The 14,875-nt window shown below is 68.9% G+C and carries 16 protein-coding genes; 3 read left to right on the forward strand and 13 right to left on the reverse strand.

The window, feature by feature from the left end:
- Nucleotides 1–115 precede the first annotated feature (115 nt).
- On the forward strand, nucleotides 116–970 hold the full coding sequence (locus tag ABZ470_RS08200) for a glycoside hydrolase family 19 protein (RefSeq protein WP_352008618.1): 855 nt from the start codon (nucleotides 116–118) through the stop codon (nucleotides 968–970).
- 79 nt (nucleotides 971–1,049) lie between these two features.
- Here the strand turns inward: ABZ470_RS08200 and ABZ470_RS08205 are convergent, their stop codons facing one another.
- The 4 genes from ABZ470_RS08205 to ABZ470_RS08220 form a co-directional block, all read right to left on the reverse strand.
- Nucleotides 1,050–1,388 (reverse strand): hypothetical protein, encoded by a 339-nt coding sequence (locus ABZ470_RS08205; RefSeq protein ID WP_352008617.1) that lies wholly within the window; start codon nucleotides 1,386–1,388, stop codon nucleotides 1,050–1,052.
- Between the two features lie 75 nt (nucleotides 1,389–1,463).
- Nucleotides 1,464–1,799 carry a hypothetical protein gene (locus ABZ470_RS08210; protein WP_352008616.1) on the reverse strand — a complete coding sequence of 112 codons (336 nt, stop codon included), beginning with the start codon at nucleotides 1,797–1,799 and terminating at the stop codon, nucleotides 1,464–1,466.
- A gap of 297 nt (nucleotides 1,800–2,096) precedes the next feature.
- Nucleotides 2,097–3,419 (reverse strand): carotenoid oxygenase family protein, encoded by a 1,323-nt coding sequence (locus ABZ470_RS08215; RefSeq protein WP_352008615.1) that lies wholly within the window; start codon nucleotides 3,417–3,419, stop codon nucleotides 2,097–2,099.
- Between the two features lie 39 nt (nucleotides 3,420–3,458).
- Nucleotides 3,459–4,025 (reverse strand): hypothetical protein, encoded by a 567-nt coding sequence (locus tag ABZ470_RS08220; RefSeq protein WP_352008614.1) that lies wholly within the window; start codon nucleotides 4,023–4,025, stop codon nucleotides 3,459–3,461.
- Between the two features lie 95 nt (nucleotides 4,026–4,120).
- Between ABZ470_RS08220 and ABZ470_RS08225 the strand changes: the two genes are divergently transcribed.
- Nucleotides 4,121–4,717, forward strand: coding sequence for a PadR family transcriptional regulator (locus ABZ470_RS08225; RefSeq protein ID WP_352008613.1), 597 nt, complete (start codon nucleotides 4,121–4,123; stop codon nucleotides 4,715–4,717).
- Between the two features lie 162 nt (nucleotides 4,718–4,879).
- On the opposite strand, the gene leuA is transcribed toward ABZ470_RS08225, so the two are convergent.
- A complete protein-coding gene (leuA, locus tag ABZ470_RS08230; protein WP_352008612.1) occupies nucleotides 4,880–6,592 on the reverse strand; it encodes a 2-isopropylmalate synthase in 1,713 nt (570 codons plus the stop codon).
- 301 nt (nucleotides 6,593–6,893) lie between these two features.
- On the opposite strand from leuA, the gene ABZ470_RS08235 reads away from it, so the two are divergent.
- Nucleotides 6,894–7,139, forward strand: coding sequence for a DUF2630 family protein (locus ABZ470_RS08235; protein WP_352008611.1), 246 nt, complete (start codon nucleotides 6,894–6,896; stop codon nucleotides 7,137–7,139).
- 21 nt (nucleotides 7,140–7,160) lie between these two features.
- On the opposite strand, the gene ABZ470_RS08240 is transcribed toward ABZ470_RS08235, so the two are convergent.
- From ABZ470_RS08240 to ABZ470_RS08275, 8 genes are all read right to left on the reverse strand, one after another.
- Nucleotides 7,161–8,126 (reverse strand): hypothetical protein, encoded by a 966-nt coding sequence (locus ABZ470_RS08240; protein ID WP_362774653.1) that lies wholly within the window; start codon nucleotides 8,124–8,126, stop codon nucleotides 7,161–7,163.
- A gap of 17 nt (nucleotides 8,127–8,143) precedes the next feature.
- Nucleotides 8,144–9,310 carry a transporter substrate-binding domain-containing protein gene (locus tag ABZ470_RS08245; RefSeq protein WP_352008609.1) on the reverse strand — a complete coding sequence of 389 codons (1,167 nt, stop codon included), beginning with the start codon at nucleotides 9,308–9,310 and terminating at the stop codon, nucleotides 8,144–8,146.
- Between the two features lie 345 nt (nucleotides 9,311–9,655).
- Nucleotides 9,656–10,576, reverse strand: a complete 921-nt coding sequence (gene era / locus ABZ470_RS08250; RefSeq protein ID WP_352008608.1) for a GTPase Era — start codon at nucleotides 10,574–10,576, stop codon at nucleotides 9,656–9,658.
- Nucleotides 10,577–10,593: 17 nt separating this feature from the next.
- Nucleotides 10,594–10,926: a cytidine deaminase gene (locus tag ABZ470_RS08255; protein ID WP_362774646.1), complete on the reverse strand. Its 333-nt coding sequence runs from the start codon at nucleotides 10,924–10,926 to the stop codon at nucleotides 10,594–10,596.
- Nucleotides 10,927–10,989: 63 nt separating this feature from the next.
- Nucleotides 10,990–11,655, reverse strand: coding sequence for a hypothetical protein (locus ABZ470_RS08260; protein ID WP_362910779.1), 666 nt, complete (start codon nucleotides 11,653–11,655; stop codon nucleotides 10,990–10,992).
- 321 nt (nucleotides 11,656–11,976) lie between these two features.
- Nucleotides 11,977–13,281, reverse strand: a complete 1,305-nt coding sequence (locus ABZ470_RS08265; protein ID WP_362910781.1) for a hemolysin family protein — start codon at nucleotides 13,279–13,281, stop codon at nucleotides 11,977–11,979.
- A complete protein-coding gene (gene ybeY, locus ABZ470_RS08270) occupies nucleotides 13,278–13,760 on the reverse strand; it encodes an rRNA maturation RNase YbeY (protein WP_352008604.1) in 483 nt (160 codons plus the stop codon). Before ybeY ends, ABZ470_RS08265 begins: the two co-directional genes overlap by 4 nt.
- Entirely contained in the window at nucleotides 13,757–14,830 is a 1,074-nt protein-coding gene (locus ABZ470_RS08275; RefSeq protein ID WP_352008603.1) for a PhoH family protein, read from the reverse strand. Before ABZ470_RS08275 ends, ybeY begins: the two co-directional genes overlap by 4 nt.
- Between the last annotated feature and the right edge of the window lie 45 nt (nucleotides 14,831–14,875).

A 14,875-nucleotide genomic window follows, 5' to 3' on the forward strand; every position in this document is an offset into this window, starting at 1 on the left:
CGCGGTGTCACCGTCCACCCCGGGGCCGGTCTCTTGTCGTTTCGTGCTCGTTTTTTCCGTCATGCAAGGAAGTGAAAGAATGCCGAGAAACCGCCTCACGTCATCCCTTTTCTCAATGGCGGTCGCCGGCGTGCTGGCCGCCGTTCCCCTGGCCTCCCCCGCCTCGGCCTCCACCGCCTCCGCCGCGCCCATCTGCGCGAGTGATTGGGATTCCGCCAAGGGCTACGCCGGTGGCCTGACCGCCTCCTACCAGGGCCACAACTGGCGGGCGAAGTGGTGGACGCGCGGCAACACCCCCGGCGGCCCGTCGGGCATCTGGACCGACCAGGGCGCCTGTGAGGCGAGCGAGGGCAACTTCGTCGTCACCGAGGCGCAGTTCAACGAGATGTTCCCCAAGCGCAACCCCTTCTACACCTACAACGGCCTGGTCACGGCACTGAGCGCCTACCCCGCATTCGCGGGCACCGGCGGTGACACGGTCAAGAAGCAGGAGGCCGCGGCCTTCCTGGCCAACATCAACCACGAGACCGGCGGCCTGGTCCACATCGTCGAGGTGAACACCGCCAACTACCCCCACTACTGCGACACCGACCAGCCCTTCGGCTGCCCCGCGGGCATCTCCTCCTACTACGGCCGGGGCCCGATCCAGCTGAGCTGGAACTTCAACTACAAGGCCGCCGGCGACGCCCTGGGCATCGACCTGCTCAACAACCCCAACCTGGTGCAGACCGAGGCCTCCGTCGCCTGGATGACCGGCATCTGGTACTGGATGACCCAGAACGGCCCCGGCACGATGACCCCGCACAACGCCATGGTCAACGGCGCCGGGTTCGGTGAGACGATCCGCAGCATCAACGGCCGCCTGGAGTGCGACGGCGGCAACCCCAGGCAGGTGCAGAGCCGCATCGACGCCTACAAGCGCTTCGCCGCGATCCTCGGGGTCGACCCGGGTGACAAGCTGAGCTGCTAGCGGTCACGACGGGCGGGGGCGCGCACCCCCGCCTGTGCGGGCCGCCCGGACAGGCGTCCGGGCGGCCCTCACAACGATGTCACTCCTGGATCAGGCAGATCAGGTAGTGGCCGGGCAGACCCTCCTTGGCCCCGACGACCACCTTGGTGGGGTGGCTGTACCGGCAGGCGGCGACCGGGTCACCCGACCCCTTGTAGACGAGCCGCCCATTCCTGTCGGTGGAGTAACACCTGATGGAGCCGTACTCGTAGAAACCCAGTTCTGAGCCGTAGCTGACCTTCGCGGCGCAGTACTCACCGGTGTTCATCGGCCCCTGCCCCTGCTCGACGACGGCGGCCTGCGCGGGGGCGGCCACCGACAACGCCGCCGAGGCGGCCAGCACGGCACCGGAGAGCAAAGTGAGAACACGTCGGGACATAGCTGTCTCCAATCAGAAAGGAAATGGCTGGTGTTTCCCGTTCTCCGCTGATCCCGAAGGACCGCCGGAAAGACTTCAGACCTCGACCAGGCAGATCAGGTAGTGGGACGGCAGGCCTTCCTTGACACCGACGATCACCCGGCCCGGGTTGCTCGACCGGCAGGCGTCGTAGGCGTTTCCCGTCCCCAGGTAGGCGAACCGCCCCCCGACGTAGCCGTAGCAGTTGAGGGAGCCGCGTTCGTAGAGACCGACGACGGAGCGGGAGTCGATCCGGGCGATGCAGTACTCACCCGTGGTGATCGGGCTCTCGCCGCGCTCGACGACGGCGGCCTGTGCGGGGGCGGCGACCGTGAGCACCGCCGAGGCGGCCAGCACGGCACCGGAAAGCAAAGTGAGAACACGTCCAGGCATGACTGTCTCCATAGGGAAAAGGCCTTCGGCTTTTCGTTCCCAGCTGTGCCGATATTCCCGCAGGACCATTTGACCTAAACGGTCCGCCACCGATAGCGGGACTCGCGTCGACGACAGAGCATCTAGACGAAGTATTGGATAGGAAACTTTCCTACGCAATACCATGGGGCCCGCCAAATTCCCGGTTCTGCGAGGTCCTCATAGCCCTCGGCGGTAAACAGCGCTTCACCCGCAAAGCGGGAAGGGACCCGCCCCCGCAGGCCCCTTCCCGGGTCAACCTTGGAAACGCCGTCCGGCTTACAGGTCCGGCAGCCAGGAGCCGTGGAAACCCGCCGGGACGCGGCGGGGAAGCCGGACCGAGGCGACGAACTCCAGATCCGCCGCGTCCAGGACGAGCAGCCGGGAGCCCTCCCCCGAGTGGTCGGTGACGATCGACATCAGCCAGCCGCCGTCCTCGGCCGCCGTGTCCGCCGCGGGCACGAAGATCGCCTCACCGGGGCGCCCCTCGGTGTCCCTGACCAGGGTCGCACCGGTCTCGGTGTCGTACTTCACGACCGCGTCGTCGGAGACGGTGTACAGCAGGCGGCTGTCACGGCCCAGCAGGTCCTCGTTGAACGTGGGGAACTCCACCGCGCGGTCGTCGCGCTGTTCCTCGGTCACCCCGCCGGTCGCCGGGTCGAGCACCCAGCGGTGCAGCACCGCTCCCCCGGTCTCGGCCGCGGGATTGGCGGCGCCACCGATCCTGCCCCAGATGGAGACGAAGGACTCACGCGTGTAGCGGATCGCGTCGAGCACCACCCGCCCCGAGGCGTCCTCACGGGCGTTGCCCACGTGGAAGACGTAGCACGGGTCGACGTCGAACCACGTCACCTTCCCCGCGCGGTCCATCACGCCGATCCTGGCCCCGTAGGAGTCGCTCCACTGGAACGGCAGGCTCTTTCCGATCAGTTCCATGTCGAAGACGACCGGCAGGTCGAGCCAGATCACATGGTTCTCGGTGATCGCGAAGTCGTGGATCATCGTCGGCCCGGGCACCTCGACCTCACGGCTCTCCACCAGTTCCCCGGCCGCCGACAGGCGGTGGTAGGTCAGGTAGGGCGGCATGAAGCCGTACCCGAAGAAGTGCAGCTCACCGGTCACCGGGTCCAGCTTGGGGTGGGCGGTCATCCCCGTGGTCAGCCTCCCGCCGAAGTCGCACGGCCCGACCGTGTCGAGCTCGGGCGTCATCTCGTACGGGAAGCCGCTCTCGACCAGCGCGAGGATCCTGTCCGCGTGCCGGATGACCGAGGTGTTGGCGCTGACGGCGGTCCTGTCGAGGCCGTCCGGGCCGAGGAGCCTGGCGCCCTCGGTGAAGGAGCGGGTACGGACCCAGCGGTTGCGGTACCACTCCGCGCGGCCGTCGCGCAGCCTGACACCGTGGATCATGCCCGCCCCGGCGAACCAGTGCCCCGAGTCCTGGCCGGGCAGCGGGTTGGGCCCGTTGCGGAGGTAACGGCCCGTCAGCTCGGGAGGCAGGGTGCCGGTGACCGGCAGGTCGAAGGCACCGATCTCGTCGGGGACCGGGGCGAGGTCACCGCTGAGGTAGGCGGGGGTTCCGGAGATCCCGGGAGTGGTGGTCACGTTCTGCTCCAGATGACTCGGTGGGAATCGCGAGGACGGTCAGGCCGCCTGGCCCCGGAACCGGGCCGCGGCGATCTTGGGATAACGGGCGGTGAAGACCATGGGCACCACGAAGGTGACGATCTTGACGGCGATGACGGCGGTGGTGGCGTGCGGAGCGACGCTCAGCAGTACGGCCAGCAGCACCGCGGCGACGACGAAGGCGGCACCCCACACCGCGGTGATGACCGCGTTGACCCGGTAGAACTGGGGAGTCCGCCAGATCTCCTCAGGGGCCATGCTCCTGGCGATGCCGAGGGTGAAGGGCTTGCGGATGGCCAGCGACCCCCAGGCGGTGAGCGCCAGCCAGGCGTTGACGAGGGCCGGGCCGTACGGGATGAGCGAGGAGGAGGGACCGGCGAAGGAGACGGCCGCGCTCAGGACGAAGAAGATCGCGGCGCTGGTCTCGATCACCATCTGGTCCCAGTCCTTGCCGGAACGGCGGTCCACGACGATGAGCCCGAGCGCGATCACCAGCCCGGCCAGGGCCCCCCAACGCCACTCGTCACCGGTGGCGATCACGGCGTAGACGATCCACGGGAGGAACCCAAGAAAACTGCGGACCATGACTCGCTCTCTTCGCGCTCGACATTCCTATGCAGACAGGTCAAAGGTAGAACTTCCTGTAATGACATGTCAACACAGGAATGTAGGATCGAGGCATGAGCCTCCGACACGCACTGCTCGGCCTGCTGAGCCAGGGACCCGCGAGCGGCTACGACCTGCTGAAGACCTTCGACATCTCCCTCGCCAACGTGTGGCCCGCCACGCAGAGCCAGGTCTACGCCGAGCTCGGCCGTCTGGCGAGCACAGGCCTGGTCGAGGTGACCTCGGAAGGCCCGCGGGGCCGCAAGGAGTACGCCGTCACCGAGGCGGGGCGCGCCGAGCTGCGGCGCTGGCTGACGGAGACCGACCCCGGCCCCCTGGCCAGGCGCAGCGAGATGCTCCTGCGTGTCTTCTTCCTCGGCGAGGTCTCCCACGAACAGGCCGGCGCCTACCTGCGACGGCAGGCGGAACTCGGCGAGGAGCGAATCGGCAAACTGGCCCCCCTGCGGGAGATGATCAGCGCGATGGACGACGGCCTGTCGGTGTACGGCAGGCTCGCGCTCGAATGGGGGATGCGTTTCAGTGCCATGCAGCGGGACTGGGCGCTGTGGGCGGAGCAGGAGCTCGAACGGCTGCCCGCCGACAGGGGCTGCGACAGGGACTGTGAACGGAAGCCGGAATCCGGGGCCTGCGAGGAGGCGGACCGGACATGACTCGGCCGCGCCACGGGCGGATCTCGCCGTGGACGCGGCCAGGTTGAGGACACCGGGAACAACGGGGGCGCGACCGCCCGATCGGCGGCCTCCCGGGTGCGCCGCCCGGCGGATCACGCCGGGCGGGCGTCCTTCTTCGAACGGGAAACCCCGGGACAGGTCCTAACGACCGGCGCGGTTGACCGCGGAGATGATGGCCTTCAGGGACGCGGTCGTGGTGTTGGCGTCGATGCCGACACCCCACAGGGCCTGTCCATCGACCTCACACTCGATGTAGGAGGCCGCCTTGGCGTCGGTTCCCGCGCTCATCGCGTGCTCGGCGTAGTCCAGGACACGGACCTGGACCCCGATTCCGCTCAGGGCGTCGCAGAAGGCCGAGATGGGGCCGTTGCCGACGCCCTCGACCTCACGGATCTCACCGTCGACGCGCAGGTCGGCACCGATGGCGTCCTTGTCGTCCCCCCTGGAGACCGTACGGTGGGCCAGCAGGCCCAGGCGCCCCCACGGGCTGGCCGGGTTGGGGAGGTACTCGTCGGTGAAGACCTCCCACATCTGGGCCGGGCTCACCTCTCCCCCCATCTCGTCGGTACGGCCCTGCACGACGCGGGAGAACTCGATCTGCAGGCGGCGCGGCAGGTCCAGATGGTGGTCGGCCTTCATGATGTAGGCGACCCCGCCCTTGCCCGACTGGCTGTTGACCCGGATGACCGCCTCGTAGGTCCGGCCGATGTCCTTGGGGTCGATCGGCAGGTACGGCACCGCCCAGGTGAAGTCGTCCACCGGCACGCCCGCGGCGGCGGCGTCGCGCTCCATGTGCTCCAGGCCCTTCTTGATGGCGTCCTGGTGGGAGCCGGAGAAGGCGGTGTAGACCAGCTCGCCGCCCCAGGGGTGGCGCGGGTGGACAGGCAGCTGGTTGCAGTACTCGGTGACCCGGCGGACCTCGTCGATGTCGGAGAAGTCGATCTGCGGGTCGACGCCCTGCGAGAACAGGTTCATGCCCAGCGTGACCAGGCACACGTTGCCGGTGCGCTCGCCGTTGCCGAACAGGCAGCCCTCGATGCGGTCGGCCCCGGCCATGTAGCCCAGCTCGGCGGCGGCCACGGCGGTGCCCCGGTCGTTGTGCGGGTGCAGCGACAGCACGATCGAGTCGCGGTAGGCCAGGTTGCGGTGCATCCACTCGATCTGGTCGGCGTAGACGTTCGGCGTGGCCATCTCCACCGTCGCGGGCAGGTTGACGATGACCTTGCGCTCCGGGGTCGGCTGCCAGACGTCGTTGACGGCGTTGCAGACCTCGACGGCGTACTCCAGCTCGGTCCCGGTGAAGGACTCGGGCGAGTACTGGAAGTAGATCTCGGTGCCCTCCAGCTCGGCGGCGAGCTTCTTGCACAGCTTGGCGCCCTCGACCGCGATCGCGGTGATGCCCTCCCTGTCCTGGCCGAAGACGACCCTGCGCTGCAGCGTCGAGGTCGAGTTGTACAGGTGGACGATGGCCTGCTTGGCGCCGCGCAGCGACTCGAAGGTCCGCTCGATCAGCTCGGCCCTGGCCTGGGTGAGGACCTGGATCACCACGTCGTCGGGGATCCGGCCCTCTTCGATGATCTGCCGGACGAAGTCGAAGTCGGTCTGCGAGGCGGAGGGGAAGCCGACCTCGATCTCCTTGTAGCCCATTCCCACCAGCAGCTCGAACATCTTGAGCTTGCGGTGGGAGTCCATCGGGTCGATCAGCGCCTGGTTGCCGTCACGCAGGTCCACGGCGCACCACTGGGGGGCGCGCTCGATGACCTTCCCCGGCCAGGTGCGGTCGTCCAGTCGTACGGCGTCGAAGGGCTGATAGCGCGCGAAGGGCATGGAACTGGGCTGCTGCTGCGGATACATGAGGCTCCTCGGCTGGAAAGACGATCACGGCCGACACGCATGGCTCGCTCCGCGACGAGGGAGCCGGCCTGTTACAGGCCCTCGTCGCGGCAGCTAAGAAGCAGCCCGCGCAGCATGCCTAGCACGTTAGCAGACGGTTGCGAATACCTGAGACGCGGTCTCACATCGCGGGACGTGTGGGGCGTGAGCGGCGCGTGTGCCGTGCCCGTCCCCTGGGCGGCGCCCGGCGGGAGGCCCGCGGAGGGTCGCGGGTTACAGTGGCGTTACCGTGGCGCTGCTGTCGACGACAGGGGGATCGACCATGAAGGACGACGACATCCTCGCCCACATCCACGAGCTGATCGCGGAGGAACACGGCCTGCGGCGGCGGCTGGCCTCCGGCGGCATCTCCTCACACGAGGAGAACAACCGGATCAGGGAACTTGAGGAGGCCCTCGACCAGGCGTGGGACCTGCTCAGGCAGCGCAGGGCGCACAGGGAGTTCGGCGAGGACCCCGACTCGGCGGCCCCGCGCCCGGTGCGGGAGGTCGAGGAGTACCGCCAGTAGCGCGGACCGGCCCGAGGGTCCTCAGCCGAGTGGCCTTCCCTGGCAGCGGGAGTCGACGGGGAGCATGGGCCGGGACGGGGCGATCCAGGAGGCCATGTTCTGCTCCACGTACCAGCCGTACAGGTTGACCTGGGTCCTGGGCACCTCGCCCGGATCGGGGCACAGCACCCTGGACTTGAGCTCGTCGTTGCGGACGAAGCTCACGGCGCCCTCCCGCCCGAGGACGGTGAACATCCGGTCGTCGCCCGCGACCAGGTAGCCGACGAGCACCCGGGGCTTGCCCTCCTCCTCGATCTGCAGCGCGGTCAGCGGCAGGATCGGCGCCCGCATCACGACCACCCCGATCAGGAACGGCGCGAAGACCGCGATGGCGATGGCGATGCCGTGGGTGAGCGTCCGCGCGGCGATCAGGGGGACGGGCCCGGTGAGCAGCACCGAGACCCCCGGCGGAAGCGTCAGCAGGATCGCGGTCGGCACGTCGTGGATGGTGAAGGCCGTGACGATCGCGGGCCACAGCACCACGTAGGACAGCAGCGCGATCATCAGCGGCAGCGCGTAGCAGAAGGCGGTGCGCAACCCCTCGTGGTGCGGGAACCGGTCGCGGACCGTGAGACCCGCCGCGGCCAGTGCCAGCATCACCAGCGTCGGCAGGAAGCGCAGCTGCCAGGAGAACAGGCCGACCACGACGGCCAGGACGACCACCCAGCTGGGAAGCCGCTGCGCGGTGCGCACCAGCCACGAGGAACGGCGCGCGCTGATCCAGTAGAGGGTGCCCAGCACCCTGCCGCCCAGGATGAGCGCGGGCAGCACCCACACGCTCGTGAGCAGGACGGCGGTCAGCATGCCCAGTGGACTGATGCTCTGCACGAGGAGGAGCAGCGTCTGGGTGTCCTGCCTGCTGGCATACCACAGCCGCAGCACCAGCAGGACGACGGGGAAGACCGGCAGCAGCGCGAGCAGCCATTCCTGGTTCCTCGGCGTGGCCATGACTCGCCGGGGGCGTTTCACCGGGAGAGACACTCCTGGGCCGCGGCCAGGCCCCGCTCCCACGGCCACCTGCGGATCGGCGGGGGAAGTACACACGGCTGCTCGGACTGGGCCACGTTGACGTCGCGGCTGGCGGCGAGCATCGGTTCGATGTTGTCCTTGTAGGCGTCCTCCCAGCCGTGGTTCTGCGGGTCGGCGTAGGACCGGTAGAGGGCGAGGTTGACCAGGTCGCGCAGCGCGGCGTTCGGGCCCGCGTTGACCGCCCACATCTCGGTCTTCTCCAGCGCGATGTCGTGGTGGACCAGCTCTCCGGCCGACTCCTTGACGAACCCCGCCAGGATGGCCGCGTCGGTCGTCACCGCGTCGTACTCCCCGTTCTTCAGTCCCTCGATGCAGTCGCTGATCCGGTTCTTCGCGGTGACGTCCGCCCTGGTCGCCCGCTCCAGTTCGACCTCCGAGGTCGAGGTGCCGAGCGTGCAGACCTTCTTGCCCCTCAACTGCCCCAGCGAGGTGACCTTCCCCTCGTAGTCGGACCTGGTCACCACGGACTGCTCGGTGTAGAGGTAGGGGGTGGAGAAGCCGACTGAGGGGTCCCTCTGCCGCTCGGGCGTCACGCTGAAGGTGGCGACCACGAGGTCGACCCTGACGAACAGGCCGTCCTTGTCACGAGCCTGCATACGGGCCCTGTCCTCGGTCTCGATGGCCATGAAGGCGACCCTGTCCTTCGGATAGCCCAGATCCGCGGCGATCATGTACGCGATGTCGATGTCGAAGCCCCTGAAGACGCGTGCGCCGCTCCTGTCCTGCAGCGCGATGCCCGGGGTGTCGTCCTTGACGCCGATCCGCAGGGTCTCCTTGCCGAACAGGCCCGCCTTCTCCCGCAGCTCGGCCTCCGTCGGCGGTCCGTTGACCCACAGGACCGAGGCGCCGACCACGACGGCCGCCAGGACCAGCGCGATCCAGGCGGTCAGCCGGAAGCGCCGCACCCTGCGCCCTCTGCCCGTCGAGCCGCCGAGCTCCGGCGGGACGGGCTGGGGAACGTAGCGCTCCGTGGCGGGGGGCGGTTCCTCGAACGGCTCGGGCGTCCCGGGCGGTTCGGGCTCCGCCGGCCGTTCCGGCTCGGGCCGATCGAGCTCGGGCTCGGGCTCGGGTGGCTCCTGCCCCCGCGCGGGTTTCTCGGTCACTGCGCCCTTGACCTCCTCTTTACCCCGAAGGCTACGCCGGGGTTCCCGGATTCAGGAGGGCCTTCACCAAGACGAGATCGAACGGAGTACCGGGAAAACACCGGCGAAAACCTCCGGCAATGCCCCCCGGTTTCAGGAAGGCCCGCCGGCCGGTCAGGATCGCCGAATCAGTGGTCCCGAAAAAACACCACAAGACCAGGTCATCGGCCGTGGAAAACCCTTTTTGGCTCTCCCGGCCGCCCTTTCACCCGCAGGCGTTTCCGACGGCGTCCGGCGCACGGCGAAACCCGGGAGAGGCCCGCGGGCCGGGAAAACCGGCCGTACTCCGGACCGTGAAGAAGACGCTCAGTCGTAGAAGCCGAGACGGCGCAGCTGTTTGGGGTCGCGCTGCCAGTCCTTGGCGACGCTGATGCGCAGGTCGAGGTAGACCCGGCTGCCGAGCAACGCCTCGATCTGCTTACGGGCCCGGCTGCCGACCTCCTTCAGGCGCGTCCCCTTGTGGCCGATCACGATGGCCTTCTGCGACGGGCGCTCGACGAACATGTGCGCGTAGATGTCGAGCAGGTCGTCACGGCCCTCACGGGGCAGCATCTCGTCGACGACGACCGCGATCGAGTGCGGCAGCTCGTCCCTGACCCCCTCAAGCGCGGCCTCCCGGATCAGCTCGCCCACGAGCACCTGCTCCGGCTCGTCGGTGAGCTGCCCCCCCTCGTACAGCGGCGGGCTCTCGGGAAGCCGGTCGATCAGCACGTCCGCGACCACGTCCAGCTGCTCGCCCGACGCCGCGGAGACCGGGACGATCTCCGCGAACTCGGCGAGCTGGGAGACCGCGAGCAGCTGGGCGGCGATCTGCTCGCGGGTGGCCAGGTCGCACTTGGTCACCACGGCGACGACCGGGGTCTTCCTGACGGCGGCGAGCTTCTCGGCGATGAACCGGTCTCCCTTGCCGACGGGCTCGTTGGCGGGCACACAGAAGCCGATCACGTCGACCTCGGTGAGGGTGGACAGCACCAGGCTGTCCAGCCGCTCGCCCAGCAGCGTCCTGGGCCGGTGCAGGCCGGGGGTGTCCACGATGACGAGCTGAGCGTCGGGCCGGTGCACGATGCCCCTGATGGCCCTGCGAGTGGTCTGCGGCTTGGAGGAGGTGATCGCCACCTTCGTGCCGACCAACGCGTTCATCAGCGTGGATTTGCCGACATTGGGCCTGCCGACGAAGCAGGCGAAACCGGCACGGAAATCAGCAGCTGAGGAACTCACGCCAACCATTGTCCCCGATGGAACGGTCAGCTCTGACGCAACGTTCCGTCGGGACCGGCGACCAGGAGCCGTTCCCCGCCCAGATCGCGGACCACGAGCACGTCCGCCTCCGCCGGGCCGTCCGCCGCCGTGACCAGAGCCGCCGCCTCCAGGGCCTCGGCCCCGCTGGAGACGGCCATCGCCACGGCCACCTGGAGCGCCGACAACCGCAGTGACGGCAGCGCCACGTTGGTCGCCGAGTAGGTCCGTCCCGTCTCGTCGCGTACGGCCGCCCCCTCGGCCGCGCCGTTACGGGCGCGGATGGAGCGGGCCAGCACGATGATCTTGTTGTCCTCTGGGTCGAGGGTCGTGTCACTCACGGCACAAGGGTATTCAGCCCCGGGAGGCGAGGCACGACCGGCCCGCGCGCCCGGCGGGACCGTTCACGAGGCCGCGCCGCCGACGAGCGACCGGGTGAGCCGCCCGGTACGGCCCGCGTCGACGCCCGCGACGCCGGTGTGCACCAGGGAGACCAGGGTGTTTCCCGTGAGGGCGAAGACGACGTGCATCTCGTAGGGGTAGCCGTTGAGCCTGCCCCGCAGCCGCCTGGCCTGGACCTCGGCCCCGGTGTCGCCCAGCCGCAACCGGGAGACCCGGAGCACGGTTCCTCTGCCCGCCAGGGAGTTCCTGGCCACCCTGCAGCCGTCCAGTGCCCGGGTCAGCTCCGCGAAGCGCAGTTCGGCGCCCTGCCCGGCGTAGGAGGCCATGCTGACCCCCGCCAGCTCGCCCAGCCTGTCGCCCGGGTAGGTCGCGGCCACCCGTGCCCCGCCGGGACCGGTTCCTGCGCCTGCTGCCGTGTCGAGCAGGAGTCTGCAGTCCTGGTTGACCGCCCTGAACGGCGGCACCCACCCGTCGCGTGGCCTGGCGGAGAAGCCGTCGGGAAGGTGCGACGCTCCTTCCCGCAGCAGTCCCCGCAGCCTCGTGAGCTCGGCCCGGGAGTCGCCCCCCGCTGAGGCGTCCCGCGCCGCCCCGCCACCGCACGCGGCCGCCCCCACGGCCAGCGCTCCGCAGATAGTGACCGCAATAACAACCTGAATCCCCCGCGTCATGACTCATCCCCCGATGTCACATGCGAGATGTCTTGTCCCCGCCGATCCGCTTTCTTCCCTGTCACCAAAAGCGGCAATCGCCAAGAAACGCCTAAGGGTGCCCTCAACCACCCCATGCGGTTGAGAACACCCTTCAGCGAGCGACGAGAGACTGTCTGCCGGAGCCTCTCGTGCCTTTCCCCCGTGTTTTTCGTCCCGGCCCCGCGAACCCCTCACGGTGCCGGCCCCCATCGGCTCCGCGTGAGCGGCGCCGTGAGAACACAGTGCCCGGCCCCGGTTGCAGGACGCTTGCGGCCCGCTTGAAAGCCGCTTTCCGCGGGGTCAGTCGTGTCCCGCCGAGGCCTCCACGGAGCCGGGCTCGGCGGGGGCGACCCGCCGGACGAGGACCGTGCCGATCCGGTTGCGACGGCCCGCGAGGCTCTCGGCCGTCAGGCTGAGCCCCTCGACCACGGCCTCCGAGCCCGCGATCGGCACCCGGCCGAGGGCGTGCGCCAGCAGGCCGCCCACGGTCTCGACGTCGTCCACCTCAAGTTCGACGTCGAACAGGTCGGCCAGGTCACCCACGGGCAGCCGGGCGGTCACCCGTACGGAGCCGTCGTCCAGTGACTCGATCCTGGGCGCCTCCTGGTCGTACTCGTCGGTTATCTCGCCGACGATCTCCTCCAGGATGTCCTCGATGGTGACCAGACCGGCCGTCCCGCCGTACTCGTCGATGACGATGGCCTGGTGGATCTGACGGGCCTGCATCTCGCGCAGGAGCTCGTCGATCGGCTTGCTCTCCGGCACGTAGGAGGCCGGGCGCATGATCGTGTCGATCTGCTCCGAGCGGCTCTGCTCCCCGGTCTCCTGCAGGCGGCGCACGACGTCCTTGAGGTAGGCGATCCCGATGACGTCGTCCTCGTTCTCCCCGACGACGGGGATGCGGGAGAAACCGCTGCGCAGGGCGAGCGAAAGCGCCTGGTTCAGGGTCTTGGCGCGCTCGATGAAGACCATGTCGGTACGGGGCACCATGACCTCGCGCACCAGGGTGTCGCCGAGCTCGAAGACCGAGTGGATCATCTCCCGCTCGTCCGGCTCGATGACCCTGCGTTCCTCGGCCAGGTCGACCAGGTCGCGCAGCTCGGCCTCTGAGGTGAACGGCCCCTCCCTGAAGCCCTTGCCGGGCGTCACGGCGTTGCCGATCAGGATGAGCAGCTTGGGCAGGGGACCGAAGATCCTGGTCAGGCCGTACACGAGAGGGGCGCTGGCCAGGGCGATCGGTTCGGCGTGCTGACGGCCGAGGGTGCGCGGGGAGACCCCGACGATCACGTAGCTGATCACGATCATGACGGCCGCCGCGGCGGCGTACGCCCCGCCCTCGTCGCCGAGCAGATCGATGAAGAGCAGCGTGGCGATCACCGTGGCGACCAGTTCGCAGCTCAGGCGCAGCAGGAGCAGCAGGTTGAGGTAGCGCGGCGGGTCGGCGACGATCGCCTGCAGGCGCTTCGCGCCCCGGCGGCCCTCACGCACGAACTCCTCGGCCCGCACCCGCGAGATGCGGGTGAGAGCCGTCTCCGCACTGGCGATCAGGCCGCCGACCACGACGAGGACGACGGCCGAGAGCAACCACCCGTTGGCGAAGTTCACCGCTGGGGGCGCACCTTCCGCCACGATTCGAGAAGCTCGCCCTGCAGGCCGAACATCTCCTTGTGCTCCTCGGGCTCGGCGTGGTCGTAGCCGAGCAGGTGGAGGATGCCGTGCGTGCACAGCAGCTCAAGCTCGGCCTCCGTGCTGTGCCCCGCCTCGGCGGCCTGCTTGGCCGCCACCTGCGGGCACAGCACCACATCGCCCAGGAGCGCCGGGTCGGCCGGGGCGTCGCCCTCCTGGCGGGCGCCGCTGCCGGGACCGGGGCGCAGCTCGTCCATCGGGAAGGCGAGCACGTCCGTCGGCCCGGGCTCGCCCATCCACTGCTCGTGCAGCACCGACATGGCCTCCTCGTCCACGACGAGGATGGACAGCTCGGCGAGCGGGTTGATGTCCATCCGCTCCAGCACGTGCCCGGCCAGCGAGACGATGAGCCCCTCGTCGATCTCGACACCGGACTCGTTGTTGACCTCGATGCTCATCGGTCGCTCACCGTTCTTCCCCTGGGACGCTTCACCACGCCCTTGATCGGCTGCGGCTCGTCACGTCGCAGCTCGTCGTAACGCCCGTAGGCGTCGACGATGTCGCTGACCAGCCTGTGCCGTACGACGTCGGAGCTGGTCAGACGGCTGAAGTGAATGTCGGGGATGCCGTCGAGGATCTCCTGGACCACCTTCAGGCCGCTCTGCGTGCCGCCGGGCAGGTCGACCTGGGTGACGTCACCCGTGACGACGATCTTCGAGTTGAACCCCAGACGCGTCAGGAACATCTTCATCTGCTCGGGCGAGGTGTTCTGCGCCTCGTCGAGAATGATGAAGGCGTCGTTGAGCGTACGGCCGCGCATGTAGGCCAGCGGGGCGACCTCGATCGTGCCCGCGGCCATCAGCCGGGGGATCGAGTCGGGGTCGACCATGTCGTGCAGCGCGTCGTAGAGCGGGCGCAGGTAGGGGTCGATCTTCTCGTAGAGCGTGCCGGGCAGGAAGCCGAGCCGTTCGCCCGCCTCGACCGCCGGACGGGTGAGGATGATCCGGTTGACCTTCTTCTCCTGCAGCGCCCTGACCGCCTTGGCCATCGCCAGGTAGGTCTTGCCGGTGCCGGCGGGGCCGATGCCGAAGACGATGGTGTGCCGGTCGATCGCGTCGACGTAGCGCTTCTGGTTCACCGTCTTGGGACGGATCGTCCGGCCCCGCGAGGAGATGATGTCGAGGGAGAGCACCTCCGCCGGGCGGTCCGAGCTCATGCGCAGCATCGCGATGCTGCGCTCGACCGCGTCGGGTGTGAGTTCCGCGCCCCCTCGGACGAGTTCGGCCAGCTCCTCGAACAGGCGCACCACGACGCTGCTCTCCTCGGGGCTGCCGGTGATGGTGATCTCGTTGCCCCGGACGTGGATGTCGGCGCGGAAGGCGCCCTCGACGACCCGCAGCAGCTCGTCACGCGAGCCCAGCAGGCTCACCATCGAATGGTCGTCCGGAATCACCACCTTTGCCTGGGTCCTACTGGGGCCCTTGGCCTTGGGCTGGGACGTTCTGCTGGAATCGTTTGTCTCGGACATAGGCGGGCCTTTCGGCCTGTTCGCCTCCAGATATCGGGTTCAGAC

This window comes from Streptosporangium sp. NPDC020072 (assembly GCF_040631445.1).
Lineage (GTDB): Bacteria > Actinomycetota > Actinomycetes > Streptosporangiales > Streptosporangiaceae > Streptosporangium.